The organism is Pararoseomonas sp. SCSIO 73927 (assembly GCF_037040815.1).
Classification (GTDB): domain Bacteria; phylum Pseudomonadota; class Alphaproteobacteria; order Acetobacterales; family Acetobacteraceae; genus Roseomonas.
The window spans coordinates 886378-912878 of record NZ_CP146232.1; the positions used below are offsets into that span (position 1 = coordinate 886378).

Here is a 26501-nt window from a genome sequence, read left to right on the forward strand (position 1 = left end):
GATCGCCGGGCGGGCCTGACAACCCTCTCCGCGATGGCGGAGGATGCGGCGACCCCGATTCGACCGAGGTGCCCGCCGCCGATGAGACCGCCCCCCACCCCGCCGGCCCCCGCCCCGCTGCGCCTCGCCCCGCTGCGCCTCGCCCCGCTGCTCCTCGCCCTCGCCGCCCCCCTTGCCACCGTCCTGATCGCCCCCTCGGCCGCCCGCGCCGCGAGCTTCGACTGCGCCCGCGCCGCCGCCCCGGACGAGCGCGCCGTCTGCGCCGACCCGCGGCTCTCCGAACTGGACGACCTGCTGGGCCAGGCGAACCGCCAGGCCCGGGCCGGCGTGACGCCGGAGGAGGCCCCGCGCATGGCCGTGGTGGCGCGCGGCATCCTGGCGGACCGGCGGGAATGCGGCGCCCGGCGCGGCTGCCTCCTCGCCGTCTATGCCGGCGGGATCGAGAGCTACGGCCGCTTCGGCTCCACCCTCCCCCTCCCGGACTGGGTCAGCGCGACGGAGATGGCGGCGGGCGCGGCCCCCGAGAGCGACGACCCGCCCGCCCGCCTCGCCGCCTGCACCACCACGCGCGTCGCCGGCATCGGCGCGCGGCTGGAGGGCGAGGGACCGGGCGAGTTCTCCACCGGCACCTCCGTCGTCTTCGCCAACGGCCTGCGCCAGGTCTCCTACAGCCGGGAGAACGCCGTCATCGCCTCCCGCCCCGGCGACCGGGTGGTGATGTGCCTCACCGTCATCCCGCGCGCCTGCCCGCCGAACGACGACCGCGGGCGCTACTACAGCGTCACCAACCTGCGGACGCGCGCCTCCTGGTCGCTGCCGGATTCCCAGCACCTCTGCGGCGGGGCGTAGCGATGATCCGCCTCCTCCCCGCCGCCCTCCTCGCCCTTCTCGCCACCCCGGCACCCGCCGCCGAGCTGCCGCGCGACGTGGCGGCCTTCACCGCCCGGCGCGACCGCTGCGACCACTTCCGCGGCGAGGAATCCGACGACCCCGCCCGCGCCGCCGAGATCGCCCGCGCGCTGGACCGGAACTGCCGCGGCACGGACGCGGAGCTGGCCCGCCTCAAGCGGCGCCACGCGGGGAACCCCGCCGCCCGCGCCCGGCTGGATCGCTACGAGGCGCGGGTCGAGTGACGCAGCACCGCCTCCGCGCCGCCCTCCTCCCGGGATTCCTCCTGGGACTCGCCACCCTCCTCCAGGGCGGCACCGCCTCGGCTACGCGCCCGGAGCTCCCGTTCCACCCCCCGGCGAGCGAGGCGGAGCAGGCCCTGGACGCCATCATCCGCCGCGCCGACGCGGATCCCGACCCGCTCTCCAACCTGCTGGAGGGAAGAGGCCGCCGCGGCTTCCGCCCGTCCGTGGATTACGCGGCCGCGCTCACCCCGGCGCTCCTCGCCTCCATCCGCAGCACGGAACGGGCGCTGCTGCGCCGGAACTGCGGCGGGCGGTACCGGCCGGGCGAGATCTGCGGCCTGGACTTCGTCCCGCTCACCTGCGCCCAGGACAGCGCCGAGACCTACCTCTACCGGACCCAGGTCGCGCGGCCGGGCGAGGCCATCATCGCCTATCGCCCGCCCGGCGAGAGCCGCACCCCCGTCGCCACCTACCGCCTGCTCCGCCGCGGCGGCGCCTGGCGCATCGACGGCATCCGCTGCGGGGAGGGAATGCCGGCCTTCAACCCGGCCGCCTTCAACCCGTCGGCCCGCCGGGCCCGCGGTGGAGGTTGAGCGGCCTCAGCGGAAATCCGCGTCCGTCGCCACAACCCCGAGCAGGGCACGCAGCCGCCAGACCCGGTCCTCCCACCAGCGGGACAGGGGTCCGGAGGCCTGCACCAGCGGCAGCTCCGCCGCCAGGGGCACGCTGACGAGGCTCCCCCTCCACTCCGCCGGCCCGCTGTTGCCGTAGATCTGCACCATGTCGAGCCAGGTCACGCCCCGGATCGCCCCCTCCGTGTCGCGCAGCACGAGCCAGCCCGGCGCGTCGCTGCTGCTGCCGGGCATGGCGAAGACCATCGGCACCCGGCACAGCTCCAGCGTCCAGGCCCCGTTCGGGCTCGTCTCGCGCACCCAGGGACTGTCGCAGCGCAGCCGCCCCTCGGGCGCGAGAAGCACGGCCAGGACCGCGAGCGGAATCAGCAGCAGCAGCCGGTAAGGCCTGCGGCGCGGCGTGTCCCGTGATTCCGGCATTCCCCCGCATAGGGCGCGCCCGCCGCGCCCCGCAACGCCGCCGGCGCGCCTCTCTTTCATTCCGCGGAAGCCTCGCGCAATTGTCACGCCCGGCATCCTTGCCGGAACGGCGCCGCACGGCTCCATTCCCGCCGCGCGCGCCGGGCAGCATCGCCGCTGCCGCCGCGCCGACCGGGAGATCGCGATGACCACACGGCGCAGCACCCTCGGCCTCGCGGCCGCACTCGCCCTCACGCCCGCGCTCGTCCGGGCGCAGGGAAGCGGTGCCCAGGGCATCGGCCTCGCGGAGCGCCGGGCCATCGCCGCCTACCGCCAGGAGAAGTACCCGGCGATCGAGCAGGGGATTCAGCAGGCCGCCGGCTTCGCCGTGCCGGTGGACGTGGAGTGGGACCAGCTCACCCTGCCCGGCGACGCGCCCTACTACGCGCGCGACGACTACTTCGGGAAGACGATCTTCGAGCCGCTGACGGCGGCGCTGCGCGCCATCACCGCCGACGCGATGGGCCGCGACGCGCTGCGCGCGAAGCTGCAGCGAATCCACATCCGCTACGACGAGAAGACGGCCCCCGCCTCCAACTACCCGAACGGGCTCACCTTCGCGAACGGCACGCTCGGCATCAACTGGCGCCCCTACGCCAACACCGCCGACGTGGCGGACCGCACGCAGGCCATCACGCAGCTCCTCGAGAAGAACCTCTGATCCCCGGGACCAGGGGGCGCCGCCCCCTGGTTCCCCCCCTGGTTCTCCCGGGCAGGCGCGAGGCGCCCGGCCCGGGGATCGACGCCGCTAGAGGTTGATGCCGCGCTCGCGCAGCGCGGCGCGGTGCTTGGTCAGCGCCTCCTGCGCCACCCGCTGCCCCCAGGCCTGGCCCACCGCCACGCTCTGCTGCATCAGCTGCGGCAGCGCCTGCAGCAGCTTGCGGCCGACGGGCGTGCCGTAGAAGGCGATCACCTCGCGCAGCTCCGCGGCGGTGAAGTTCCGCACGTAGAGGTCCACGGTGGCGTCCGCGGCCTCGGGCAGCCGGGCGCGGAACTCGGGGATCAGCACCTCGTCCACCGCCTTCTCCACCGTCGCCTGCGGCACCTGCGGCGATTGCTGCCGCAGCGCCTGCACCAGCAGCGGGCGCATGCCGGCCAGCACCTGGTCCATCATCGCGGTCGCGCCGGTCAGGTCCATCAGCTGCCGGGCGGCGGCGCGCGCCTCCGGATCGCCGGCCGGGGTGGATGCTGCGGGTGCCGGCGCGGCGGGTGCGGGGCGGGCGGGCGGTGTCTGCGCGGCGCCGGGCAGCGCCGGGATCGCCAGCGCGGCGGCGAGGAGCAGGGTGCGGGACCAGGACATGGCGGAACCTCCGAACGGCGGGCGGCGAGTCGCGTCCCGCGACGGACCTCTGAACGAAGGGGATGGGCCGGGCAAGCAACGAAGGCGTGGGGCGCTACCCGTCCCGCTCCGGATCATGCACGGGCTCGAAACCCCGCGCCGCGCAGCGCGGGCAGTGAAGATAGGTGATCCCGCCATCCCCCAGCCGCACGATCCCGCGCCGCTCCCGGTCGATGCGCCAAGTCCCGCGCCGCCCGTCCGGCAGGGTGAGGGTTCCCGCCGCGTGGCAGCGCGACATCTCCAGGTCGTGGTGATAGGCCCGCGCATCCACGCGCCGCGCGGCGGCGAAGTAGGCGCGCACGTCACGCGGCCGCAGGCGGAAGCGGGCGCACTGCGCCGCTGTCTCCTCCCCGCTCACGTCGTCGCCGCGCGCGCCGTTCGCGGTGATCCGCACCTCCGAGACCGGCCCGGGCAGGCGCGCCGCGGCCGGCCCGGCGACGAGAAGCGCGAGAGCACAGGCCGCGGCGCGGCGCACGCCCTACTCCTCCGGCCCGCGATAGATCGTGACGAGCCGCCAGCCCCCCCGCCCGCGCAGGAAGTCCAGGCTGCTGATTCGCACCTGGTCCGGCGCGTAGTTGCGGGAGTCCAGCACCGGCTCCGGCGTGTCGCGGATCACCTCCAGCACGGTGCGGTTCCTCTCCACGTCCTCCACCGTCCGCAGCAGCCGGCGGAAGGCGGCGGGCAGCGCCGCGGCGTTCAGGCGCAGCACCGGCTCGTCGTCCAGCTCGCCCCGGCTCTCCAGCGGCAGGCGGCTCATGCGCGTCACCGCGGCCATGTCCCCGGCCAGGACCGCGGCGCGGAACTCGCGCCAGAAGGGGAAGAAGGTGGCGGCGCGCGAATCGCGTTGCGCAACCGCCGGCCCGATGGCGAGGGAGGCAGCGGCGAAGGAGGCGGCGGCGAGGAGAAGGCGTCGATCGGCCACGGCGTTATCCCTTGCGGCGGTAAAAGCCGGAGAAGCTGACATTGTGTCCGCCGCAGCCGTTGTTGTCGCGCGCCAGCAGGTAGGGGCCGCGCCGCCACAGGCGGATGCGGCAGGTGAACTCGTCGCCCGCCTCGTAGGCCCGCGTCCGCCCGTCCTCGCCCTCGGAGAAGGCCAGCACCCCGCTCACCGGCCGCGCCTCGCCCGCCACCTGGCCGATGTTGACGCCGCCGCGCCGCACGCGCTCCGGGTCGCCCATGCCCCAGGTGGCGTCGCCCTTCACGCGCAGCGCGCCGTTGCGGCCGGAGGAGATGGCGATGTCCTGTTCCGGTGCTCTCCACTGCCCGTTCCAGTCGGCGGGCGCCTGCTCGGCCTCTGGCAGCGGTAGCAGGGCGGCGGTGGGCATCCACCCGATCGTCGCCGCGCCCCGCGCGCCCACGAAGCCGGCGCAGGTGTAGGCGCCCTGGCTCGGTCCCGTCAGCACCACGTCGCCCGGCGTCAGGTAGGCCCGCGCCCGGCAGGCCGCGCTCTCGTTCGGGCAGCCCCGCGCCAGCACCTCGTCCTGCACGAAGTTCACGCGCGGCGCGCCGGGCCGCACGGCGGCGGCGCGCGCCTCCTCCGTCACCAGGTCGGACCAGACGCAGCCCGCCCGCGCCGCCGCGGGCGCGAGCAGCAGCAGCGCCGCCGCAGCGATATGGATCACCCTCATTTGCCGTCCCGCCTCAGGTAATTGTTGCCGTCGATCACCAGCAGCGCGTCCCTGCCCCGCTCGGCCCCCCGCTCCGGCAGCACGAGGCTGAGCTCCTCCCGCCGCCCGTCATCGCCGATGAGGGTGAGGCGATAGCCCTCCGCCTCGTAGCGCCCGCTCTCCGCCGGCCGGTCCCGCCCGCTCGTGAAGCCCGCGCGCCCGCCGCCCGTCTCGTTGGAGGAGGAGGCGCCGCTGAACCCCGTGCGGCGGAACCGCCCGTCCGGCGTCAGCGTCAGCAGCCGCTCCACCGCCACGCTGCCGGAGGAGAAGGCGGTGCTGCCGGAGGAGGCGAAGAAGTAGCGCCAGGTGCCGTCGAAGGCCGTGCCGCGCGGCAGCGGCGGCACGCGCCGATGCGTGGTCCCGTCGATCTTGAGGTCCTCGCCCTCCCGCGCGAAGGGCTTCTCCTCCACCTCGATCAGCCCGTAGCGGCGGGTCATGTCGCGGAACTCGATCCGGTCCGCCCCGCGCAGCATCCCGGCCCCGAGCAGGCGGTAGCTGCCGCAGTCGCCGGGCATCCGGCGGCAATGCGCCGGCACGTCCTCGCCCCCCGCCGGCACGGCGCGGCTGTAGAGCCCGCCCCGGTCGAAGACGCGCACCTCGTTGTCCGCCCGGAAATCCGTGCCGCCGAAGGCGTTGGGCAGCACGTAGGTGCGGAGATGGGTGAAGGTCCCCTCCAGCCCGCCCGCGCCCTCGGGCGGGGCCAGCGCGGCGGGCGCCGCCTCCCCGTCCAGCCGGAAGGAGCGGACGAGGGCGTCGAAATCGGCGCGCGCCCGCCGCGCGGCATCCCCGCGCAGCCCCATGCTGACGAGCATGATCACGGCGTGCCGCCGCCCGTCGCTGATCCCCACCGTGTCCGTGCCGATGGAGACGTCGTTGCGCCGGGTGCAGCAGCGGCTCTCGTGGCGGATGCGGTGGCCCGCGGCGGTCACGCCCTCCCCGCGCGTCGTCGGCCGCTCCCGCTCCAGCCCGGGGATGCTCGCCGCCAGGCGGGTGAAGACGGTGTCGAAGGACCCCTCGGAGGCCGGGATCGGCCGCGTCATCTGGATCAGCGCCGCCCCGCGGTTCCGCCCCTCCTCGAAGCGCCGCTGGACCTGCCAGATGCCCGGCCGGGCATCCGGGTTCACCGCCCATCCCTCCGGCACCTCGAGGGCGGTGCCCTCGAAGCGGACCTCCGCCGCGCGGGCGGGCGTTGCGGCGGGCGCGGCCGCCAGCACGGCGGCGAGCGCCAGGACCGCGTGGAAGGCGGCGCACGGGGTGCGGCGGTGCGGCACGGCATCTCTCCCTTCCTGGCGCTCCGGCATAGCCGACCGGGCGGGGATGGGGAGCGGGGCGCCGATCAACTCCCGCGGCGCGGCCGGCGGGTTCCCCGGCCCCGGCGGATCGGACACGATCCCCGGGGACAGGTCCCGGGGGAAAGAATGGTGAAGGTCACGCTCGACCTGTCGCGGCTGCTGCGGGAGGGGCACATCAGCCCCGAGGAACACGACCGCCTCGCCCGGCTCGGGCGGCGCGACACGGGCTCGCTGCTGGTGAACGCCCTCGTCGGCTTCGGCGTCGTCGCCGTCAGTGCCGGGACCGTGGCGCTGCTGCCGAGCATCCTCACCGCCATCCCGCTGGGCCTGGTGCTGATGGCCACCGGTGCCTGGCTGGTGCTCTCCGGCCGCGCGCGCTGGGGGGTGCTGGCCACGATCCTCATCCTCGTCGCCGCGCTGCTGCTGGGAACGGGCATCCTCCTGCTCAGCGGCGGCATGACGGAGCTGGACGGGACCCCGGACCCGGGGGCGGCTCCCCTGCTGGGAATGCAGTCGGCGCTCCTCCTCGTCGCGGCGCTCTTCGCCGGCTCGGCGGTCCTGGCCGGCAGCGGGCTGCTGATCGCCCTCGCGGTGCTGCTGCTCTCGGCCGCGCTCGGCAGCGGCGCCGCCTACGGCCATGCCAGCTACGCGCTCGGCGTGGAACAGCCCCTCGCCACCATCCTCGCCTTCTCGGCCCTGGCTGCCGCCGCGCACGCCGCCGCCCCGCGGCTGCGCCACGCGGAGGAGCGGCTGGCGAACATCGCCGCGCGCACGGCGCTGCTGCTGGTGAATCTCGGCTTCTGGATCGGCTCCCTTTGGGGCGACGATGCGGGATGGGTCCGGCGGCTCCTCGGGCGCGCCATCCCGGACGACGCCTTCAGCATCGCCTGGGCCGCCGCCCTGCTCGGGGCGGCGATCTGGGCAGGTCGGACGAACCGGCGCTGGCTGCTGAATCTCGCCTGCGTCTTTGGCGGCATCCACTTCTACACCCAGTGGTTCGAGCGGCTCGGCGCCACGCCGCTGAGCCTCTTCGGCGGGGGCGTGCTGATGCTCGCCTTCGCCCTCGGCCTCTGGCGCCTGAACGAGGGCTGGGCGGGCAAGGGCGGTTGACCGCCCCGCCGGCCGGTCAGGGCAACCCGCCCCCGCTCACGACCAGAAATCCCGCCCGGTGAGCCGCACCAGGCGCGCGCGCACCGCCCGCAGCCGGTTCCGCGCCGCGGCGGCCTGCGCCGCGAGGGTGAGGGCATCCAGGCACCACGCGGAACCGGCGGGCGGCGGCCCCTCCGCGTCCCACTCGACGAGAAGGACGGTCCCAGGCCCGGCGACCATCCGCAGCGCCCAGCCCTGCTCCTGGTCGTCCAGCACCACCGCGCCGGGCGAAGCCTCCGCGGCGCAGGCCAGCGCATCCAGCGCGGCCACGGCCTCGGGGATGCCGTCGCTCCACGGCCAGGAGGCGATCACCCCGCCCCCATTCCCGCCCGCATCCAGGATCTTCGGGCGCACGGCGAAGTAGGGGAACGGCCCGACCAGCGCCGCCAGCCTGCCATGCGCGCGCGCGAGCCGGACCAGCCGCTCGGCATGCGCGGCCAGCGCCTCCTCCCGCCCGGCAAGGTCGGCGGAGGCCACCCAGCCCGGGATGCGGCAGGGCAGCTCCGGCGCGGGCAGCGGGACGCGCTCCGCCTCCCATTGCGCCGGCGTCATCCCCTCCTCCGGCCCGACATAGAGGTCTTCCACCACCCGGAAGAAGGCGTCGCAGAAGGGGTCGGCAACCCGGCGGGCAAGGGCCGCCCAGCTCACGTCCTCCGGGTTCATGCGCTCCGGCTCCGGGCCCTCCGGCGCGGCGCTCGCCGCGCCGGGGCGCCCGGCCCTCAGCGCGCGGGCACCGCCCCCGGCGTGCCGGGCGCCCCCGCGGGCATCTGCATGGCGGTGTAGCCCGAGGGAACCGCCAGCCGGGCGGGGTCCACCGTGCCGTAGGTGACCTGGGTGGCCTCCATCAGCACGTTGGTGCCGTTCGGCGCGGTGGCGATGGTGCGCAGCAGCACGCCGTCATCCGTGATGCAGGAGGTGCCCGAGGCCGGGCCGGCGGTCATGTCCCAGTCCGTGCAGGCGAGGCCGGCGACGGTGGCGTTGCCCTTCAGCCGGAAGGTGGCGCCGGCCGGCACCTCCTGCGTCATGGCCGCCACGGTCGCGGGCGGCATCGCCATGGTCACGCGCTGCGCGTCCATCACCATCACGGCGGTGTTCGCCCGGCGGTCGATCAGCATCCACCCCATGTCGCCGGGCGGATCGACCCGCTGCTTGCCCGTGCTGGGGGAGAAGGCCATCCGGACCTCCTGCGCGGTCGTGCCGGCCATGCCGACCATGCGGTAGGTCACCGTCACGTCCCGGGTGGGCCGGAGCTGGGTGGGCTGGGCCAGGGCGGGCCCGACCAGGGCAGGCAGGGCGACGAGGGCGAGGCCGGCCGCAGCGGCCGCCATGGTCACGGGATTGCGCATCACGAGGGCTCTCCGATTGGGGTGGGGGTTTTCGGGCGCGGGACTTTGGTCCAGCGCCTCGCGAGCGCACAGGCGGTCCGCGCGCACGATCCGGAGAGGGTCGGAGCCGCTGGCCCCGTGCGTTCCGCCCCGCGCACCCCCGTCCTGCTCACCCCACCCTGCGCGCCCCTTCGGCACCTCCCGTCCCGCGCACGACCGCGTGGGATGACACCGCCCGGCGCCTCCCCGGCTGGCGGGACCGCGGCCGCCGGGGCATTGCTGACGCCTCATTGGGGAGAGAAGGCCAATGCGCGCACCATCCATCCCGGGCTGGGCCCTGCTCGCCCTTCTCGCTCCCCCTTCCGCCCTGTTCCAGATCGCCCTGCCGCAAGCTGCCCTGGCCCAGGCCTTGGACGCCCCGGCGAGTGCCGCGCCCGAGCGGACCGCAACGGGGCCGGCTATCGGCGCCGGGGCGCCCGGCCTCGTCTCGGTCGGCGCGGAGGCCCGGCGGCGCCTGCCCGCCACCGTCTCGGACGCCGTGGTGACCATCGAGGTGCACGGGCGCGACCTGCGCGCCGCCGCGGCCGCCCTCGCCGGCCGGTCCGGCACCCTGCTCGGCTTTCTGCGCGCCCAGGGGGCGGAGCGGCTGCGGACGGAGGCGACGGGCTTCGAGCCCGAGCTGCAGGACGTCCGCAGCGCGCCCGACCGGATCAAGGGCTATGCCGGCCGCGCCACGATCTCCTTCCGCACCGTGCCGGACCGGCTGCCCGCGCTGCTCTCCGGCAGCCTGGAGAACGGGGCGACCGGCCTGCTCCAATCCGGCTCCCTCCCGCGGGAGGAGGAGGTGGAGGCCGCGCGCCAGGAGCTGGCGGCGGAGGCGACGCGCACCGCGCTGGCCCGGGCGCGCGCCGTAGCCGCCGCCGCGGGGGCGCGGGTGGCGGGGGTGCACCGGATCGAGCTGGACCCGCCCGGCGCCACCCTTCCCTACGCCGCCGAGGCCGCGGCGCCGATGATGCGGCGCGCTCCGGTCCCCGTGCCGCCCATGGCCTCGGCCGCCGGCGAGGCGGAGGTGGCCGTCCGTGTCACCGCCGTCCTGCGCCTCGCGCCCGGCGAAACGCCCCCCCAATGAGCAACCCGGCAAGCAGCGGGCCGGAAAGCGCGGAGGTGGAAGCGGCCGCCGGGCCGCCCCGCTACGCCCTCCAGGTGCCGGCGCTGGGAGCCGCGGACTACGCGCGGCTCCAGGCCGTGGTGATGCGCCCCGCCGCCGCGCGGCCGGACTGGCTCAGGCGGTTCCTGGGCCTGGCCGCGAGCTGCCTCGTGGGCGGGGCCGCCGGCTACCTCGCGGCCGCCTGGGAGCTGAGCGCCGAGATGTGGGTCGCCAGCGGGCGGGATGGCTGGGCGTGGAGCCTCGACGGCCTCGGCATCGTCCTCGCCATCCTCGGCGGGGTGCTGGCGACGCTGCTGGCGCTCGGGGCCACGGTTCTGTCGCGGCAGCGCCGGGCGATCCGCGTCCTCCACGCCGCGGGGGGCGAGATCTTCGGCGCGCACGAGCTGCTGCTCGGCGAGGAAGGGCTGCTCTGGCGCAACCCCAGCCGCACCCTCCTCGTGCCCTGGTCGCGCCTGACGGGCGCGGTGCGGGAGAAGGGCATGCTCTTCCTCGTCGCGGACCGGGTCAGCGCCTTCTGGCTGCCCGAGGCGCTGATCGCTGCCCATCCCGACCGCGCCGGGCTGGAGGCCCTGCTCCGCCGCCACGTCGCGCTGCCCTGACCCGCCCTCACTCACCGCCCCCACCCCCGTCACCCCCGCCGCCATCCCCTCCCCCATCGCCGTCACCGTCGCTGCCGTCCCTCCCGCGCTCACCATGCCGGTCGGGCTCGTGGCCCGAGTCCCCGTCCCCGCCCGCGCCGTTCCCATCGCCCCGCCGGGCTCGGGCGGGGCAGAAGATGAAGGACAGGACGAGGCCGATCAGCGCGGCGACGGCCAGGCGGATCAGCACGGCAAAGGGTGTGTCGAAGCCCGAGACGGCGAGGGACGCGCCCCCGAGCACCAGGATGCTGCCCCCGATCCATCGGGTCTCGCAGCGCGGGGTCCGGTTCTCCGGCAGGGGCGGCATGGCGGGATCCTAGGGCCACGACGGCCGCGCGGCACAGCCCGGACGCCCGAGTGGCGCCCTTCCCGTGCCCGTGGGAAACCCCGCCCGACGCTAGGCGTCACGCCACCGCTCCGGGACAGCCCTCTCATGCGCCGCCTCACCGCCCTGATGTTGCTGCCCATCCTGCCATGGCTCATCCTGACGCCGCCGGCCACTGCGGCGCAAAGCCTGGAAGGGCGCTGGTGGGTGGTCATCGGCTCCTCCCCCGCGCCGGAGAGCCTGCCCCGCCCCCACCCGGAAGCGGACCGCGCCGCCGAGGCCGCGCGCCGCTGCGGGATGGAGCCTATGGGCGACTACTCCGCCAAGTTCGAGAACTTCGCGCCCGATCTCTACGTCGCCGTGGTCGGCGGATTCACCACGCGGGCCGAGGCGGAGGCGGCACTGGCCCGGCTGCGCCCCTGCGTGCCCGGCGCCTACCTCCGCCGCGGCGGCTACGGAGGGGAATGACGCCCGGACGCGGCGACCGTCCCGGAACCTTCGCCGCCCCGTCATCAATCCGTCCGGCACCCCCCTCTAGCCCTCCGCCCCCGATGCAGAACCCCGATCCCCCCTCGCCCTTCGCCGCCCATCCCGACACCGCGACGAAATCCCTCGGCGAAGCGCCCTTCATCCACCCCACCGCCGAGGTGCGGGACAGCCGCTTCGGCCGCTGGTGCGAGGTGGGCGCCCGCACCCGCGTGGCCGAGAGCCGCTTCGGCGACTACGCCTACGTCGTCAACGACAGCGACATCATGGGGGCGGAGATCGGCCCCTTCTGCTCCATCGCCGCGGGCGTCCGCATCAACCCCGGCAACCACCCGCTGGACCGGGTGGCGCTGAACCACTTCACGTACCGCTCCTCCGCCTACGGCCTCGGCGACGACGACGCCGCCCTCTTCGCCTGGCGCCGCAGCACGCCCGTCACCCTCGGCCCCGACGTCTGGGTCGGCCACGGCGCCATCATCCTGCCGGGCGTCACGGTCGGAACCGGCGCCGCTATCGGCGCCGGCGCCGTCGTCACGAAGGACGTGCCGGACTTCGCGATCGTCGTCGGCACCCCCGCCCGCGTGATCCGCCACCGCTTCCCGCCGGAGATCATCGTCGCCCTCCACCGCATCGCCTGGTGGAACTGGCCGCACGAGAGACTGGGCAAAGCGATGCAGGATTTCCGCACCCTCGGCGCGGCCGCCTTCTGCGCGAAGCACGACCCGGGTGGCTGACCGGTGCGGCCCCCAGGGGCTCCGCCCCCTGGACCCCCGCCAGGGGCCTGAGGCCCCTGGACCCCCATCCGGCTGCCGCCACGCCGTCCTGACGCGGGGTTACCGCATGAGGGGCCCGGCCCTGCCCCTGCAGTCGCCTCGGGTCATCGACCCGAGGCGCACCGTCAGCAGGGTAAAGCCAACTCGAAGAAGAAGATGATAGTGAGGGGTCCGGGGAGAGGAAGAATTCCTTCTTCCTCTCCCCGGGACATCCCGTCAGCGCCAGTCACGGCCCGCCCCGTCAGGCCGCCACATGCCCCAGCGGCCGCAGCATCAGCAGGTCCTGAAGGCTCTCCTGCACGCCGCGGCCGGAGGTATCCACGGTGAAGTCCGCCCGCGCGTAGAGCGCCTCCCGGCTCTCCAGGATCGCGCGCAGGTCGTCCATCGCCTGCCGGTTGTCGCGCATCGGCCGGGTGTCGCCCTGCTCGATCACCCGCCGCATGTGCTCCTCCGGCCCCGCGCGCAGCCAGATCGTGGTGCAACTGTCCAGCAGCAGCCCGTAGGTCGCGGGATCGGCCACGATGCCGCCGCCCGTCGCGATCACCGCCGGCCGGTCCTCCGCCACCAGCGCCTCCAGCGCCTTGCGCTCCAGCCGCCGGAACCCCTCCTGCCCGTGCAGGGCGAAGACGTCGGAGAGCTCCATCCGCCCCTCGCGCTCGATCTCCCGGTCCAGCTCCACGAAGCGGATCCCCAGCCGCTCCGCCAGCAGCCGCCCGAGCGTGGACTTGCCCGCGCCGCGCAGCCCGATCAGCGCGATGCGCTGCAGGCGCGATCCCGCCTCCGGCCGCACGAAGTGGCGCAGCAGCAGCTGCCGCGCCTCCGCCAGCCGCCCCTCCGGCAACTGGGACAGCACCTGACCCAGAAGCTGCCGCTCCACGCTGCCCTCCGGCCGCTCCGTCGTCAGCTCTTCCACCCCCACGCCCAGCGCCCGCGCGATCCGCCGCAACAGCAGGATGGAGATGTTGCCGCTCCCCCCCTCTAGCTGCGCGATGTAGCGCTCCGACACGTGGGACAGGGCGGACAGGTCCCGCCGCGTGACGCCGCGCCGGGCCCGGACGGTCCGCAGCCGGCCCCCGACCAGGCGCAGGAAGGCGGCGTCGGGCTCGTCGAGGGTTCGCTCGTTCTGCGAAGCGGGGGCGGGATTCATCGGGCCACAGAGTGGTGGCGGGTGTCCGGGGGCGCAACACCGCCGCCCCCCGCCCGGTTCCGCATGCTAGACAGCGGCCGGAGAGGTGGCGCCGATGTCATGTTCCTCCGCCCCCGCGAACTCGGCGTCCGCCCGCAGCCCCGCGCGGATCCAGTCCGGCACGCGGGTGGCGCGGATCGCCGTGCCGCCGATCTCGGCTATGGCGCAGACCATCCGCCCCTCGAAGGCCAGCCGCTCCCCCACCCGCCCGCGCACCGCGAAGCCGAGGGAACCCCCGCCCAGCCGCACCAGCCGCACCTCCGTCTCCAGCTCGTCCCGCGGCGTCAGCGGGCTGCGGAAATCCAGCTCCACGTGGACGAAGGGCGTGCCCACCCCCCGGTCCACGTTCAGCTCGTAGAAGCCGGCCCCCAGCCGGTCCAGCAGGAAGGCCTCGATCGCGTCCATGGAGAAGTCGAGGAAGCGCGCGGTGTAGGCGATGCGCGCCGGGTCGGATTCCCCCCACTTCACGCGGCGCGCATGGACGAACGGAAACAGCTTCCCCTCAGTAGGTCTCGACATGCCAGCGCCCCTGCTCACGCATCTCCGCGCGAAGCTGGGGCCAGTCGAGGCCGGCCCGGGTCGCGATCTCCGTCAGCACGGCGTCGAGCCCGTCCTCCAGCCCGCGCAGGCCGCAGACATAGGCATGGGTCCCCGGCCGCCGCAACAGCGCCGCCACCTCCTCGCCCCGCGCGCGCAACCGGTCCTGCACGTACTCCTTCGGCGCGCCGGGCACCCGGCTATAGACCAGCTCCTGCCGCAGCACGCCCCCCGGCACCTTCTGCAGCGGGCCGAAATAGGGCAGCTCCTCCGGCGTGCGGGCGCCGAAGAACAGGTGCAGCCGCCCGCGCCCCTCCACGCCCAGCCGCCGGCGCCGCTCCGTGAAGCCGCGGAAGGGGGCGGATCCCGTGCCCGTGCAGAACATCAGGATGTCCGCGTCCGGGTCGTCCGGCATCAGGAAGGTCGCGCCGAAAGGCCCCACCACCGGCACGCTGTCCCCCACCTTCAGGTCGCACACGTAATTGGAGGCGACGCCGCGGAACACCGTGCCGTCCTCCCGCGGCTCCGCCACGCGCTTGACCGTCAGCGCCAGGTTGTTGCTGCCGGGCTTCTCCCCGTCCCGCGCGCTGCTGATGGAGTAGAGCCGCATCGCGTGCGGCCGCCCCTGCTCGTCCGCGCCGGGCGGCACGATGCCGATGCTCTGCCCCTCCAGCACCGGGAAGGGCGTGCTCCCGAAATCCAGGATGATGTGGTGCACGTCGGAGCTGGTGCCGGACTTCGTCACGCGGATGTTGCCGGCCACCCGCGCCATCGCAGGCGCCGCGCGGTTGAACAGGTTCACGCGCGGCTTCGCCGCCGATGCCGGCGCACAGGCCTTGCCGCCCGCGCCGCGATGCGCGTCCGCGAGGAGGGCCGCCACCTCCGGGTCTAGCTCCTCCACCGCCGCGGGCACCGGCTCCGGCGGGCGCGGCGGCAGTTCCTGCCAGAGGTACTGCTCGTCCAGGCTGAAAGGGACGGAGACGTGAAACCAGTTGTCGATCGCCCCCGTCGGGCAGGGCGCCACGCAGTCCATGCAGCCGTTGCAGATGCTGGAGTCGACGACGTAGTTGTTGTCGTCATGCGTGATCGCCCCGATCGAGCAGGTCGCCTCGCAGGTGTTGCAGCGGATGCAGATCTCCGGGTCGATCAGGTGCTGCTTCACGGTCGCAGGCCCCTCGGCCGGAATCATCCCGTCCATACGTTCCTCCCGTCAGGTTGCGGCGCGCGGGGATGCCGCGCGCCGCAGATCCTCAGGCGTAGATCTTCACGTACTCGAAGTGGCCGGGCTGGTTGTCGATGCCCACCTTCGGCGGCGCGATCCAGCCCGCATAGGCCCCGGCCGCGTCCACCGGCGTCATCAGCGAGGTGATGAACAGGTCGTCCTCGCGGGAGGGCAGCCAGCTGTCCCGCTTCGCCGCCCAGGTGCCGGCATCCAGCACCCGCCCGTCCGGATCGGCATTCACCTTCGCGAACTCGCCGATATGCCGGTTGAAGGCCACGTTCGGCAGGGTGATCCCGAACTTCACCCCCGCCTTCTCGATCGCCTTGTTCCAGCGCCCGATCCCGGCATTGCAGTCCACCACGTAGTCGTCCCGCAGCCGCATGTTGAGGGCGGACAGCGCGGCCACCTCCTCCTTCACGATGCTCCCGTCCACGCAGCGCAGCACGGGATAGGTGCTGTCGATCAGCCGGTGGTCGTCGTCGATCTTGTCCTCCCGGTAGCGCCCCTTCATCCCGGAATTGTAGGCATTGGCCGCGTTGGTGGAGACCTCGTTGCCGAACAGGTCGAGCGTGAGGGAGAAGTGCAGGTTCGCCTTCTTCTGCAGCGTCGGCAGGTCGATCACGCCGAGCGCGCGCACCCGCTCCACGTCGTAGGGGTCCTCGATCCCCGTCGCCTTCATCGCCGCGCAGGTGCGCTCGATCACGCGCTGCACGCCCGTCTCGCCCACGAACATGTGGTGGGCCTCCTCGGTCAGCATGAAGCGGCAGGTGCGGCTCAGCGGGTCGAAGCCGGACTGCGCCAGCGCCTCCAGCTGCATCTTGCCGTCGCGGTCGGTGAAGAAGGTGAACATGAAGAAAGAGAGCCAGTCCGGCGTCGCCTCGTTGAAGGCGCCGAGCATGCGCGGCGTGTCCTCGTGGCCGGATCGCCGGCGCAGCAGGTCCTCCGCCTCCTCGCGCCCCTCCTTCCCGAAATACTTCTGCAGGAGATAGACCATGGCCCAGAGGTGCCGTCCCTCCTCCACGTTCACCTGGAACAGGTTCCGCATGTCGTAGAGCGAGGGCGCGGTCTTGCCGAGATGCCGCTGCTGCTCGACGGATGCCGGCTCCGTGTCGCCCTGGATGACAAGCAGGCGCCGCAGCATGGCCCGGTACTCGCCCGGCACCTCCTGCCACACCGGCTCGCCCTTGTGGGCGCCGAAACCGATGGTGCGGTCCGGCACGGCGGGCGCCAGCAGGATGCCCCACTTGTACTCGGGCATCCGCACGTAGTCGAACTTCGCCCAGCCCTTGGGGTCCACGCTGATGGCAGTGCGGAGGTACACCAGGCTCTCCTGGAAGCCCTCCGGCCCCATGTCCTTCCACCAGTCGATGTAGCCGGGGTGCCAGCTCTCCAGCGCCTTGCGCACCCGCGCGTCGCCGGAAAGGCTGACATTGTTCGGGATCAGGCCGTCGTAATCGACGTTCATGCCGTCGGGCATCGTCTCTCTCCCTGTCTTTCGTTCAGACCCGCACGCGGTCGTAGCTGGGCTTCTCGCCTGATCCGTAGAGCTTCAGGGCGCCCCGCTCCCCCACCGCGTTCGGGCGCTGGAAGATCCAGTTCTGCCAAGCGGTCAGGCGCCCGAAGATCCGCGTCTCCATCGTCTCCGGCCCGACGAAGCGGAGATTCGCCTCCATCCCCGTCAGCGCGTCCGGGGAGAAGCTGGCCCGCTCCTCCAGCATGATCCGCACCTCGTCGTCCCAGTCCACGTCGTCATAGGTGAAGGTGACGAGCCCGGCCTCGTCCGCCTCCTCCGCCTCCATCGCGCGCCCGGCCGAGGCCTGCGCCTCCTCCAGCTTCCCCGGCTCGCCCCAGAATCGCGCCTGCAGCCGCGTCAGCCCGTTCCCCATGGGGTAGGGCCCGAAGTTCATGGAGGAGAGGGTGACCGCCGCCGGCGCCCGGTTGTCCCCGCCGCGCGCGCCGGAGAACATCAGGCTGCGGTCCGCCGCGAAGGCCAGCTCCGCCAGCGTACCCGCGAAGCAGCTCCCCGGCTCGATCAGCGCCACGAGGCTGCGCGAGGTCATGTCCACCCGCTTCAGCACGCGCTTCAGGTAGTGGCGCACCTCGCGGATGAACCAGTCGCCCGCGTGCCTCTCCAGGAAGGCGTCGTGCGCCAGCACACGCGCCGCGTCGCCCTCCGTGCGGAACACCACCAGTCCCAGCTCCGGCTCGTTCGTCCGCAGGTCGAGGATCGCGTCGTCCAGCTCCCGCGCCAGCCGCAGCGGCCAGAAGCCCGCGTCCTTCGCCTCCTCCAGCGTCGCAGGCGGCGCCGCATCCGGCCCCAGCACGATCAGCACCGTGCGGCCCAGCGCCCGGTCGTACTCCACCCGCAGCGTGGAGTAGGTGATACCGTTCGCCTCGACCCGCCGCTCCAACGGCGTCAGCGCCACGCCCTTCACATCGCGCGGCCGGTCGGACCGCGCGGCGAACTCCCGCGCGCGCTTCGCCACCGTCTCGGCCCAGGCGGAGGGCGGCACCACCTCGTCCACCAGCCGCCACTCCACCGCGCGCTTGCCGCGCACCCCTTCCTCGACGGAGCAGAACACGTCCGCCCGGTCGCGCCGCACCTTGCGCTTGTCCGTCACCCGCGTCAGCCCGCCCGTGCCCGGCAGCACCGCCAGCAGCGGCGTCTCCGGCAGGGCCACGGAGGAGCGGCGGTCGTCAATCAGCATGATGTGGTCCGCCGCCACCGCCAGCTCGTAGCCGCCCCCCGCCGCCGCCCCGTTCACGGCCGCGATGTAGAACTGCCGGGAATGCCAGGTCGCGTCCTCGATGGAGCAGCGCGTCTCGTTCGTGAACTTGCAGAAGTTCACCTTGTGCCCGTGGGAGGCCTTGCCGAGCATCCGGATATTCGCCCCGGCGCAGAACACGTTCTCCTTGCCGGAGCGGATCACCACCGCCCCCACCTCCGGGTGCTCGAAGCGCAGCCGCTGGACGGCGTCGTAGAGCTCGATATCCACCCCGAGATCGTAGGAGTTGAGCTTCAGCTCCACCCCGTCGAAGAGGCTCCCGCCGGCATCCACGTCCATAACGAGGGAGGCCACCGGCCCGCCCGTCTCCAGCCGCCAGTGGCGCCAGCGGGACGGGTCGGTCTGGAAGTCGATCCGCGGCATAGTTCCTCCCCACGCTTGTTGGATGCAACATAATGCATGCATCGGCACAAGCGCAATCGAAGATGCAATATTCTTCCGGTCAGCCTGCCACGGCCTCGTGCAGCCGCAGGATCCGGTCGCTGAACCCCGCCACGGCCTCCAGCACCGCCTCCGGCGCCTCCAGCTGCGGCGCGTGCCCCACCCCGGGCAGCAGCAGGCTGTCGACGGGGCAGTAAGCCTCCAGCTCGATGATCCGCAGGTGCTCCAGCGTGCCGTAGGGATCCGCCTCCCCCTGCACCACCAGGATCGGCACGCGGACATGCGCGATCTCCGGTTGCAGCTCCAGCGCCTCCGGGAAGCCCGGATCCAGCCAGGCACCGTTCCAGCCGAGGAAGGCCGCGTCCACGTCGCGGTGGTACCTGGCCAACCGCGCCCGCAGGTCGCCGCCCCGGTAGCGGTCCCGCGCCCGCGCGATCTCCTCCGTGCAGAAGGGCTCCACCATCACGTGCGGCGCCAGCAGCGCGATGCCCCGCACGCGCCGGTCCTGGAAGCTCCCGGCGTAGATGAGCGCGATCGAGGCACCGTCGGAGTGCCCGACCAGGACGGCGTGCCGGACGCCCAGCGCGTCCAGCACCCGCCCCAGCACCTCCCGCGCCTCGACCTGCATGTAGTCCAGCGGCCGGGGAACGGGCGTGGTGTCGGACCCGCCGTAGCCGAAGCGGGAATAGGCCACCACGCCGAAGCCGGTGGCCCCCTGCAGCCGCGCCGGGAAGTCCCGCCACAGCGCCACGCAGCCCAGCCCCTCGTGCAGCAGCACGAGGGTCGGCGCCTCCTCCGGCCCCGGTCCCCACCAGGCGGCCTCGATCCGCCTTCCGTCGAGAAGGAAGGACACGTCGCGCGAAGGCGCGCATGGCTTCTCGCGCGAAGGCGCGCATGGCTCCTCGCGCGAAGGCGCGCGGAACCCCTCTTGCGGCGTCACGCCCCCACCCCCAGCCCGGCCCGCAGCTTGAACCGCTGGATCTTCCCCGTCGCCGTCTTCGGCAGCTCCTCCATCGGCTCGATCCAGCGCGGGTACTTCCAGGGCCCGGCGGCCGCCTTCACATGCGCCTGCAGCTCCGCCACCAGCGCCGCCCCGCCGAAGCCGCCATCCTTCAGCACGATGAAGGCCATGGGCTTCACCAGCCCGTCCGCGTCCTCGCGCCCCACCACCGCCGCCTCCTGCACGGCGGGGTGGGAAGCGAGCGCGGCCTCCACCTCGAAGGGGCTCACCCAGATGCCGCTCACCTTGAACATGTCGTCCGCGCGGCCCTGGTAGCGGTAGAACCCCTCCGCGTCGCGCACGTACTTGTCGCCGGTGTGCGTCCACTCCCCCGCGAAGGTCCGCCGGCTCTTGCTCCGCTGGTTCCAGTACCCCTCGGCGGCGGAAGGCCCGCGCACCAGCAGCTCCCCCGCCTCCCCGTCCGGCAGGTCTCGCCCGAACTCGTCCACGATCCGCAGCTCGTAGCCCGGCACGGCGATGCCGGAACTGCCGTAGCGGATGGTCCCCGGCCGGTTGGAGACGAAGATGTGCAGCATCTCCGTCGATCCGATCCCGTCCAGGATGGGCGCGCCCACCCGCTCCTCCCAGCGCAGCCCCACATGCTCCGGCAGCGCCTCCCCGGCGGAGACGCAGTGCCGCAGCCGGTCCGATCCCACCCCCCGCGAGAGCGCGGGATGCGACAGCATGGAGGCGTAGAGCGTCGGCACCCCGAAGAAGACCGTCGCCCGGTGCCGCGCCATGACAGCCATCACCGCCTCCGGCGTCGGCCGCTCCGGCAGCAGCACGGAGGAGGCGCCGGCATGCATCGGGAAGGTCATCCCGTTCCCCAGCCCGTAGGCGAAGAACAGCTTCGCGGCGGAGAAGCACACGTCGTCCGGCCGGATGCCCAGCACCGCGTCCGCGTAGCACTCCGCCGTCGCGCGCAGGCTGGAATGCACGTGCTTCACCCCCTTCGGCGCCCCGGTGGACCCGGAGGAGTAGAGCCAGAAGGCCACCTCGTCGTCGCAGGCCTCGATCGGCGCCGAGGCGGCGGGCGCCACCGCCAGCATGGCACGCAGGTCCACGGCGCCGTCCGGAAGATCCGCCACCGGGCCGCCATCCACCGCCGCCACCAGCACCTGCCGCAGGACGGGGCAGCCCGCGATCACCTCCCGCAGCCCCGGCACCAGCGGCGCGGAGATCGCCAGCACCTCGGCGCGGCTGTCGCGCAGGATGTAGGCCACCTGCTCGGCCGGCAGCAGCGTGTTGACGGGGATCGGCACCACCCCCGCGCGCATGGCGCCCCAGAACAGGGCGGGGAAATCCACCGTGTCCAGCATCAGCATCGCCATGCGCCGCTCGCGCCCGATGCCGGCGGCGTTCAAGCCGCCCGCCACCCGCGCGCTCGCCTCGGCCAGCTCCGCATAGGTCAGCGCGCGGTGGGGGTCGGCCACCACCGGGGCCCCGCCCCGCCCCTCAGCGACATGACGGTCCAGGAACCAGGAAACCGCGTTGGCCATGGCGTTCCCTCCTACGGCTCTCTCTTGGTGAACTCGATCGCGCCCCCCGGCAGCAGGTACAGCACGATGGCGCGCCCCTCGCTCACCGTCGGGCGGTGCACGCTGCCCGGCCCGTAGACGAGCCATCCCTCGCCCTTCCCGTCGAACCGGGCGCCCGGCGTCTCCGGCATGATCATGTCGATCTCGCCGTTCGGGTGCGCGTGGTGCGGCCCGGCCAGGCCCTCCATCAGCACCACGTCCACGCTGTAGCCCGCCGTCTCCGGCCCCGCCTTCACCGGGCGGCCGTAGCGGATGCCGCCCGCCTCGCGCCCGCAGAGCCAGCCCTCCGCGATGCCCTGGCGGCACAGCGCCCGCAGCCGCTCGAAGGCTCCGCCCCCCGGCGGGAAGCGCGCCTCCAGCACCCCGGCCAGGGCGGGCTCCACCGGCATCCCGGCGATCGCCCCCGTCACCTGCCGGACCGCCGCCTCGAACTCCCCGAGACTCATCCCATCCCCCTCCCTCAAACCCCGAGGTGCCGGTGCATCAGCTCCGGGTCCGCGCGCAGCGCCGCCGGCGCGCCGCTCCAGGCGATGCCGCCCTTCACCAGGATCTCCGCCCGGTCGACGACCGAGAGGACGGCGTCCACCGTCTTGTCCACCACCACCACCGCCAGCCCCGCCTCCCGCACCGCGCGGATGGTCCGCCAGATCTCGTCCCGCACCAGCGGCGCCAGCCCCTCCGTCGCCTCGTCCAGGATCAGCAGGCGCGGGCTCGTCATCAGCGCGCGCCCGATCGCCAGCATCTGCTGCTCCCCGCCCGAGAGCTCGTCCCCCCGGTGGTGCCGGCGCTGCGCCAGCCGGGGAAAAACCGAGAGCACCCGCTCCAGCGTCCAGGGTACCCCGCCGTCCCGCGCGGGCCGCGCCGCCACCCGCAGGTTCTCGATCACGCCGAGCGAGCCGAACACGCCGCGCCCCTCCGGCACCACCGCGATCCCGCACCGCGCCCGCCGGAAGGTGGGCTCCCCCGTCACGTCGCGCCCGTCCACGCGCACCTCGCCCCCGCGCGCGGGCAGCAGCCCCATCAGCGTGCGGATGAGCGTCGTCTTGCCCATCCCGTTGCGCCCCATCAGCCCCACCGCCTCCCCGGGCCGGATGGCGAAGTCCACGCCGCGCAGCACCAGCCCCTCGCCGTAGCCCGCGCGCAGCCCGCGCGCCTCCAGGATCGGCGCGGCCGCCGCCACAGGGCGGATTTCCTCGAGCGCGGCGCTCATGCCTCATGTCCCAGATAGGCCTCGCGCACGGCGGCGGAGGCGCGGATGCGCGCGGGCGGCCCCTGCTCCAGCACGCGCCCGTCCACCATCACGGTCAGCGTGTCGGCCACCGCGAAAACCACATCCATGTCGTGCTCGATCAGCAGCACGGCGTGGTCGCGCGCCAGCTCCCGCAGCAGCGCCGCCAGCCGCTCGCTCTCCTCCGGCCCCATCCCGGCCAGCGGCTCGTCCAGCAGCAGCACGGAAGGCCCGGTGGCCAGCGCCATGGCGATCTCCAGCAGCCGCAACTGCCCATGGCTCAGCGCGCCCGCCACGCCCTGCGGCGAGAGGCCCACCCGCTCCAGCGCCCGCCGCGCCACCTCCACCGTCACCGGATCGCGCGACACCGCGCGCAGCCACCGCCGCGCCCCGAAGTCACGCGCCTGCGCTGCGAGCCGCACGTTCTCCAGCACACTCATTTCCCGCAGCACGTTGGTGCGCTGGAAGCTCCGCCCGATCCCCCCCTGCGCCAGCCGCCAGGAGGGCCAGCCCGTCGCGTCCCGCCCGCCCAGCAGCAACCGCCCGGCGCTCGGCCGCAGCGTGCCGGAGAGCAGGTTCACCAGCGTGCTCTTCCCCGCCCCGTTCGGCCCGATGATCCCGTGCAGTTCCCCCACCGCCAGCGAGAGCGAGACCCCGTTCACCGCCACCAGCCCGCCGAAGCGCCGCGTCAGCCCCTCCGCCGCCAGGGCGTAGGCGGGGGCGTGGACGGGGGCATGGGCGGGGGCGGCCGCGGCCGCGATGTTCAGCGCCGCGCTCACGGCCGCACCGCCGTCACCGGCTCGGCGGGCATGGGCTGCGGGCGGCGCAGCCGCACCCGCAGGCTCGCCAGCCCCTTCGGCAGCGCCAGCACCACCGCCAGGATCACCAGCCCCTCCACCAGCCGCTGCCGCTCCGTCAGCACGGTCGCCGCATCCTCCAGCGCCACCAGCGCGAAGGCGCCGAGGACGGGGCCGTGCAGCGCCCCGATGCCGCCCAGCAGCACCATCAGCAGCGCCTCCACGGACCGGTGCCAGCTCAGCATCTCCGGGTTCACGAAGGCGTCCGTCATCGCCGCCATGTGCCCGGCGATGCCGGCCAGCGCCCCTGCCAGCACGAAGGCCGCCAGCTTCAGCCGGCGCGTGTCGTAGCCCAGCGCGCGCATCCGCTCCTCGTTGGCGCGGATGCCCTGCAGCGCGTGGCCGAACCCCGTCCGCATCAGCCCGGCCAGCAGCGCGTAGATCGCCACCAGGAGCCCGAGGTTCAGCCACAGCAGCACCGCCGGCCGCTGCCGCCGCGGCACCTCCAGCGCCAGCCCCAGCACCTCCAGCGCCGGGCGCGTGACGAAGACCCCGTCCTTGCCGCCGCCCAGCGCCGTGTCGTGGAACAGGAAGAACAGCATCTGCCCGAAGGCGAGCGTGACCATCAGGAAGAAGAAGCCCCGCGTCCGCAGGCTCAGCGCCCCGATCGGCAGCGCCGCCACCGCCGCCAGCCCCGCCGCCGCCGGCAGGGTGAGCAGGACCGAGAGCCCGGGCGGCAGCAGGTGCACCGCGTAGGCCCCCACCCCGAAGAACCCGGCATGGCCGAGGCTCACCATCCCCGCCCCGCCCACCAGCAATTGCAGGCTGAGCGCGAACATCGCCGCTACCAGCGCCGTGGAGGCGAGCTGCAGGTGATAGGCCCCCGCCCACAGGGGCATGGAGGCGACGAGCAGCGCCGCGAAGCCGAGGGCGATCTGCCCGGAGGAGGAGGCGACGCGCATCAGGCCCTCCGCGCGAAAAGGCCCGCGGGCCGCCAGAGGAGGATGCCCGCCATCAGCAGGTACACCGCCAGCCCCGCCACCTGCGGCAGGTAGGCCTTGCCCATGGTGTCCACGAGCCCGATCAGCAGCGCGCCCCAGAAGGCGCCGGCGATGGAGCCGATCCCGCCCACCACCACCACCACGAAGCCGATGATGAGGAAGCCGTCCCCCATGTTCGGGTAAACCGATTGCAGCGGTGCTGCCAGCGCCCCCGCCAGCATCGCCAGCGCCGTTCCCGCCGCGAAGACGAGCATGTGGATGCGCCGCGCATCCAGCCCCAGCAGGTCCACCATCTCCGGTTTCTCCGCCGCGGCCCGCACCGCCGATCCCACCCGCGTCCGCTCGATGCCCAGGAACATCAGCGCGGCGACGAGAAGGCACACCCCCAGCACCGCCAGTCGATAGGCCGAGTAGGAGAACCCGCCCACCACGGGCACGGAGAAGTCCAGCGCCGCCGGCACCGGCACCGCGTGGAAGTCGTTCCCCAGCAGCATGGAGCGCGCCTCCTCGAACAGCAGGATCAGCGCGAAGGTCAGCAGCACCTGGTCCAGGTGCTCCCGCTGGTAGAAGCGCCGGAACAGCCCGGCCTCCAGCAGCGCGCCGAAGCCCAGCCCGCCCAGGATCGCCAGCGGCAGCGCCAGCCACAGCGCCCCCGTCCACGCAGCGATCACGTAGGCCAGGTAGGCGCCCACCATGAACAGGCTGCCATGGGCGAGGTTGATCACGCCCATCACGCCGAAGATCAGCGTCAGCCCGCTGCTGATGAGGAACAGCAGCAGCCCGTACTGCACGCCGTTGAGGAGCTGCGCGAGGAAGGCGGCGGTGTCCATGGCCGGGCGTCCCCCGTCAGGCCATGCGGCACCCCGTGCCCGGATCCGCCAGCGCCTCCGCCGCAACCCCCACCACCCTGTTCTGCCCGCCCCGCGCCTCGCGCAGGTAGATGTTCTGCACGGGGTTGTGGCTGGGGGAGAGGGTGAAGGCCCCGCGCGGGCTGTCGATGCGTGCGCCCTTCATGGCGCGGCTCAGCTCCCGCTCCGCCCCCACATCGCCCTTCACCGCGTCCAGCCCGATGGCGATCAGCTGCGCCGCGTCGTAGCCCTGCACGGCGTACACGTCCGCCTCGCGGTTCGTGCGCCCGCGGAAGGCGGTGCGGAAGGCGGCGTTCTTCGCGTTGTCCAGCCCGTCGCCGTAGTGCAGCGCGCTCCGCACGCCCTCCGCCGCCGCGCCCTGCTCGCCCAGCGCCCCCTCCGTCAGGAAGCCCGATCCGCAGAGCGGGATCCGGTCCTTCAACCCCGCCGCCGCGTACTCCCGCACGAACTGCACCGCACCGCCGCCCGCGAAGAAGGCGCCCACCGCCTCCACGTTCAGCCCGGGAATCTGCGCCAGCAGCGGCTGGAAGTTCGTCTCGGGGAAGGGCAGCTTCAGCTCCCGCACCAGCTCCGCCCCGCCCGTCCGCAGCCCGTCGCGGAAGCCCTCCGTCGCCTCGTTCCCCGCCGCGTAGTCCCAGGTCACCCAGGCCGCGCGCTTCACCCCCTGCTTCGCCAGCGCCAGCCCCATCCCGTAGGCCGGCTGCCAGTTCGTGAACGAGGTCCGGAAAATGGAGGGCGCGCAGAGCTCCCGCGTCGCCGAGGCATTCCCCGCATTCGGGATGATCAGCGGAATCCCCCGCTCCCGGGATGCCTGCACCATCGCCATCACCACGCCGGAATGCACGGTGCCCACCAGCACCTCCGCCCTCTCGCGCCCGACCAGCCGGTTGACGTTCTGCACGGCGTTGGCCGGATTGCTCTCGTCGTCCAGCCGCACGATCTGCACCGCCCGCCCGCCCATGCGCCCGCCGCGCTCCTGCAGGTGCATTTCGAACGCCGCCGCGATGTTCTCGCCGAGCGAGGCGAAGGTCCCGGAGAAGGGCAGCATCAGCCCCACCTTCAGCGGCGCCCCCTGCGCCACCGCCGGACGGGCAGGACCCGCCCCGGCCAGGGCCGCGCCCGCGGCAAGCCCCGCGAGCCCACGACGCGTGAACGGCATGGCGCGATCGCCCATGGAACGTCTCCCTCTCCCGAACCGCCCCGGTCATTCGCCTGCCGGAAGCTGATTCCAGAATGGACCATGCCGAGATCGCGAGCGGCATGCAAGATGTTGCATGTTGCCGGTGTGGGCGGCATCATAACGCATGCCGCCGGGTCAGCGAGGCCCGTCCTCTTTTCTCGCCGGGCGCCCTGTGGCCAGGGAGAGGAAGAAGGAATTCTTCCTCTCCCCGGACCCCTCTCCATCATCTTCTTCTAGGCTTTGGATTTGCTCGGCTGGCGGTGCGCCTCGGGTCGATGACCCGAGGCGACGGCCAGGGCAGGAAGAGGTCCATCACGCGGAGACCCCGTCCCAGGACGGCGCGGCGGCAGCCAGATGGAGGTCCAGGGGCCTCAGGCCCTTGGCGGGGGT

General features: G+C 73.8%; 31 protein-coding genes. 9 read left to right on the plus strand and 22 right to left on the minus strand.

The annotated features are described in order from the left end of the window. The first annotated feature begins 81 nt into the window (after positions 1–81). From VQH23_RS04230 to VQH23_RS04240, 3 genes are read left to right on the plus strand one after another with little or no spacing between them, the layout of a single operon-like run. Complete coding sequence (locus tag VQH23_RS04230; RefSeq protein ID WP_338664372.1) at positions 82–849, plus strand: hypothetical protein; 768 nt, start codon at positions 82–84, stop codon at positions 847–849. 2 nt (positions 850–851) lie between these two features. Continuing rightward, positions 852–1133, plus strand: a complete 282-nt coding sequence (locus tag VQH23_RS04235; RefSeq protein WP_338664373.1) for a hypothetical protein — start codon at positions 852–854, stop codon at positions 1131–1133. Continuing rightward, on the plus strand, positions 1130–1726 hold the full coding sequence (locus VQH23_RS04240) for a hypothetical protein (RefSeq protein ID WP_338664374.1): 597 nt from the start codon (positions 1130–1132) through the stop codon (positions 1724–1726). The genes VQH23_RS04235 and VQH23_RS04240 overlap by 4 nt, the downstream gene beginning before the upstream one ends. Before the next feature lie 6 nt (positions 1727–1732). On the opposite strand, the gene VQH23_RS04245 is transcribed toward VQH23_RS04240, so the two are convergent. Beyond that, positions 1733–2185: a hypothetical protein gene (locus VQH23_RS04245; RefSeq protein WP_338664375.1), complete on the minus strand. Its 453-nt coding sequence runs from the start codon at positions 2183–2185 to the stop codon at positions 1733–1735. Positions 2186–2369: 184 nt separating this feature from the next. On the opposite strand from VQH23_RS04245, the gene VQH23_RS04250 reads away from it, so the two are divergent. Then, positions 2370–2885 (plus strand): hypothetical protein, encoded by a 516-nt coding sequence (locus tag VQH23_RS04250; RefSeq protein ID WP_338664376.1) that lies wholly within the window; start codon positions 2370–2372, stop codon positions 2883–2885. Positions 2886–2972: 87 nt separating this feature from the next. Here VQH23_RS04250 and VQH23_RS04255 read toward each other — a convergent pair whose 3' ends face one another. The 5 genes from VQH23_RS04255 to VQH23_RS04275 all read right to left on the minus strand — a co-directional run bounded on the left by VQH23_RS04255 (position 2973) and on the right by VQH23_RS04275 (position 6501). Continuing rightward, positions 2973–3524: a DUF2059 domain-containing protein gene (locus tag VQH23_RS04255; protein ID WP_338664377.1), complete on the minus strand. Its 552-nt coding sequence runs from the start codon at positions 3522–3524 to the stop codon at positions 2973–2975. Positions 3525–3618: 94 nt separating this feature from the next. After that, entirely contained in the window at positions 3619–4038 is a 420-nt protein-coding gene (locus tag VQH23_RS04260) for a hypothetical protein (RefSeq protein WP_338664378.1), read from the minus strand. A 3-nt stretch (positions 4039–4041) separates the two neighbouring features. After that, positions 4042–4485 (minus strand): hypothetical protein, encoded by a 444-nt coding sequence (locus VQH23_RS04265; protein WP_338664379.1) that lies wholly within the window; start codon positions 4483–4485, stop codon positions 4042–4044. A gap of 4 nt (positions 4486–4489) precedes the next feature. Next, entirely contained in the window at positions 4490–5185 is a 696-nt protein-coding gene (locus tag VQH23_RS04270; RefSeq protein ID WP_338664380.1) for a hypothetical protein, read from the minus strand. A 2-nt stretch (positions 5186–5187) separates the two neighbouring features. Continuing rightward, positions 5188–6501, minus strand: a complete 1314-nt coding sequence (locus VQH23_RS04275; protein WP_338664381.1) for a hypothetical protein — start codon at positions 6499–6501, stop codon at positions 5188–5190. A 147-nt stretch (positions 6502–6648) separates the two neighbouring features. Here VQH23_RS04275 and VQH23_RS04280 point away from each other — a divergent pair, with 147 nt between their 5' ends. Then, the gene (locus VQH23_RS04280; protein ID WP_338664382.1) at positions 6649–7632 is read left to right on the plus strand and encodes a hypothetical protein; all 984 of its coding nucleotides are present in this window, start codon (positions 6649–6651) and stop codon (positions 7630–7632) included. 36 nt (positions 7633–7668) lie between these two features. On the opposite strand, the gene VQH23_RS04285 is transcribed toward VQH23_RS04280, so the two are convergent. Both VQH23_RS04285 and VQH23_RS04290 read right to left on the minus strand, forming a co-directional pair. Further along, positions 7669–8334: a hypothetical protein gene (locus tag VQH23_RS04285; RefSeq protein ID WP_338664383.1), complete on the minus strand. Its 666-nt coding sequence runs from the start codon at positions 8332–8334 to the stop codon at positions 7669–7671. Positions 8335–8390: 56 nt separating this feature from the next. Beyond that, complete coding sequence (locus VQH23_RS04290) at positions 8391–9017, minus strand: hypothetical protein (RefSeq protein WP_338664384.1); 627 nt, start codon at positions 9015–9017, stop codon at positions 8391–8393. A 286-nt stretch (positions 9018–9303) separates the two neighbouring features. Between VQH23_RS04290 and VQH23_RS04295 the strand changes: the two genes are divergently transcribed. Then, positions 9304–10125: an SIMPL domain-containing protein gene (locus VQH23_RS04295; RefSeq protein ID WP_338664385.1), complete on the plus strand. Its 822-nt coding sequence runs from the start codon at positions 9304–9306 to the stop codon at positions 10123–10125. After that, complete coding sequence (locus tag VQH23_RS04300; protein ID WP_338664386.1) at positions 10122–10763, plus strand: hypothetical protein; 642 nt, start codon at positions 10122–10124, stop codon at positions 10761–10763. The genes VQH23_RS04295 and VQH23_RS04300 overlap by 4 nt, the downstream gene beginning before the upstream one ends. Positions 10764–10770: 7 nt before the next feature. Here the strand turns inward: VQH23_RS04300 and VQH23_RS04305 are convergent, their stop codons facing one another. After that, the gene (locus tag VQH23_RS04305; protein ID WP_338664387.1) at positions 10771–11109 is read right to left on the minus strand and encodes a hypothetical protein; all 339 of its coding nucleotides are present in this window, start codon (positions 11107–11109) and stop codon (positions 10771–10773) included. A 126-nt stretch (positions 11110–11235) separates the two neighbouring features. Here VQH23_RS04305 and VQH23_RS04310 point away from each other — a divergent pair, with 126 nt between their 5' ends. Continuing rightward, positions 11236–11595 (plus strand): SPOR domain-containing protein, encoded by a 360-nt coding sequence (locus tag VQH23_RS04310; protein WP_338664388.1) that lies wholly within the window; start codon positions 11236–11238, stop codon positions 11593–11595. An 83-nt stretch (positions 11596–11678) separates the two neighbouring features. Further along, positions 11679–12347: a DapH/DapD/GlmU-related protein gene (locus VQH23_RS04315; RefSeq protein WP_338664389.1), complete on the plus strand. Its 669-nt coding sequence runs from the start codon at positions 11679–11681 to the stop codon at positions 12345–12347. 280 nt (positions 12348–12627) lie between these two features. Here VQH23_RS04315 and VQH23_RS04320 read toward each other — a convergent pair whose 3' ends face one another. The 13 genes from VQH23_RS04320 to VQH23_RS04380 form a co-directional block, all read right to left on the minus strand. Continuing rightward, positions 12628–13533 carry a helix-turn-helix transcriptional regulator gene (locus VQH23_RS04320; RefSeq protein ID WP_338664390.1) on the minus strand — a complete coding sequence of 302 codons (906 nt, stop codon included), beginning with the start codon at positions 13531–13533 and terminating at the stop codon, positions 12628–12630. 66 nt (positions 13534–13599) lie between these two features. Beyond that, a complete protein-coding gene (locus VQH23_RS04325) occupies positions 13600–14091 on the minus strand; it encodes a thioesterase family protein (protein WP_338664391.1) in 492 nt (163 codons plus the stop codon). Then, the gene (boxA, locus tag VQH23_RS04330) at positions 14075–15307 is read right to left on the minus strand and encodes a benzoyl-CoA 2,3-epoxidase subunit BoxA (RefSeq protein WP_338664392.1); all 1233 of its coding nucleotides are present in this window, start codon (positions 15305–15307) and stop codon (positions 14075–14077) included. The genes VQH23_RS04325 and boxA overlap by 17 nt, the downstream gene beginning before the upstream one ends. Before the next feature lie 52 nt (positions 15308–15359). Continuing rightward, positions 15360–16808 carry a benzoyl-CoA 2,3-epoxidase subunit BoxB gene (boxB, locus tag VQH23_RS04335; RefSeq protein WP_338664393.1) on the minus strand — a complete coding sequence of 483 codons (1449 nt, stop codon included), beginning with the start codon at positions 16806–16808 and terminating at the stop codon, positions 15360–15362. A gap of 22 nt (positions 16809–16830) precedes the next feature. Continuing rightward, positions 16831–18480: a 2,3-epoxybenzoyl-CoA dihydrolase gene (gene boxC / locus VQH23_RS04340; RefSeq protein WP_338664394.1), complete on the minus strand. Its 1650-nt coding sequence runs from the start codon at positions 18478–18480 to the stop codon at positions 16831–16833. 79 nt (positions 18481–18559) lie between these two features. Further along, complete coding sequence (locus tag VQH23_RS04345) at positions 18560–19351, minus strand: alpha/beta fold hydrolase (RefSeq protein WP_338664395.1); 792 nt, start codon at positions 19349–19351, stop codon at positions 18560–18562. An 83-nt stretch (positions 19352–19434) separates the two neighbouring features. Continuing rightward, positions 19435–20997, minus strand: coding sequence for a benzoate-CoA ligase family protein (locus tag VQH23_RS04350; protein ID WP_338664396.1), 1563 nt, complete (start codon positions 20995–20997; stop codon positions 19435–19437). 11 nt (positions 20998–21008) lie between these two features. After that, positions 21009–21482 carry a DUF4863 family protein gene (locus VQH23_RS04355; protein ID WP_338664397.1) on the minus strand — a complete coding sequence of 158 codons (474 nt, stop codon included), beginning with the start codon at positions 21480–21482 and terminating at the stop codon, positions 21009–21011. Positions 21483–21496: 14 nt separating this feature from the next. Then, complete coding sequence (locus VQH23_RS04360) at positions 21497–22246, minus strand: ABC transporter ATP-binding protein (RefSeq protein WP_338664398.1); 750 nt, start codon at positions 22244–22246, stop codon at positions 21497–21499. Then, positions 22243–23043 carry an ABC transporter ATP-binding protein gene (locus tag VQH23_RS04365; RefSeq protein WP_338664399.1) on the minus strand — a complete coding sequence of 267 codons (801 nt, stop codon included), beginning with the start codon at positions 23041–23043 and terminating at the stop codon, positions 22243–22245. Before VQH23_RS04365 ends, VQH23_RS04360 begins: the two co-directional genes overlap by 4 nt. After that, a complete protein-coding gene (locus VQH23_RS04370) occupies positions 23040–24023 on the minus strand; it encodes a branched-chain amino acid ABC transporter permease (protein WP_338664400.1) in 984 nt (327 codons plus the stop codon). The genes VQH23_RS04365 and VQH23_RS04370 overlap by 4 nt, the downstream gene beginning before the upstream one ends. Further along, complete coding sequence (locus tag VQH23_RS04375; protein WP_338664401.1) at positions 24023–24892, minus strand: branched-chain amino acid ABC transporter permease; 870 nt, start codon at positions 24890–24892, stop codon at positions 24023–24025. The genes VQH23_RS04370 and VQH23_RS04375 overlap by 1 nt, the downstream gene beginning before the upstream one ends. A 16-nt stretch (positions 24893–24908) precedes the next feature. Further along, the gene (locus VQH23_RS04380) at positions 24909–26105 is read right to left on the minus strand and encodes an ABC transporter substrate-binding protein (RefSeq protein WP_338664402.1); all 1197 of its coding nucleotides are present in this window, start codon (positions 26103–26105) and stop codon (positions 24909–24911) included. Positions 26106–26501 lie beyond the last annotated feature (396 nt).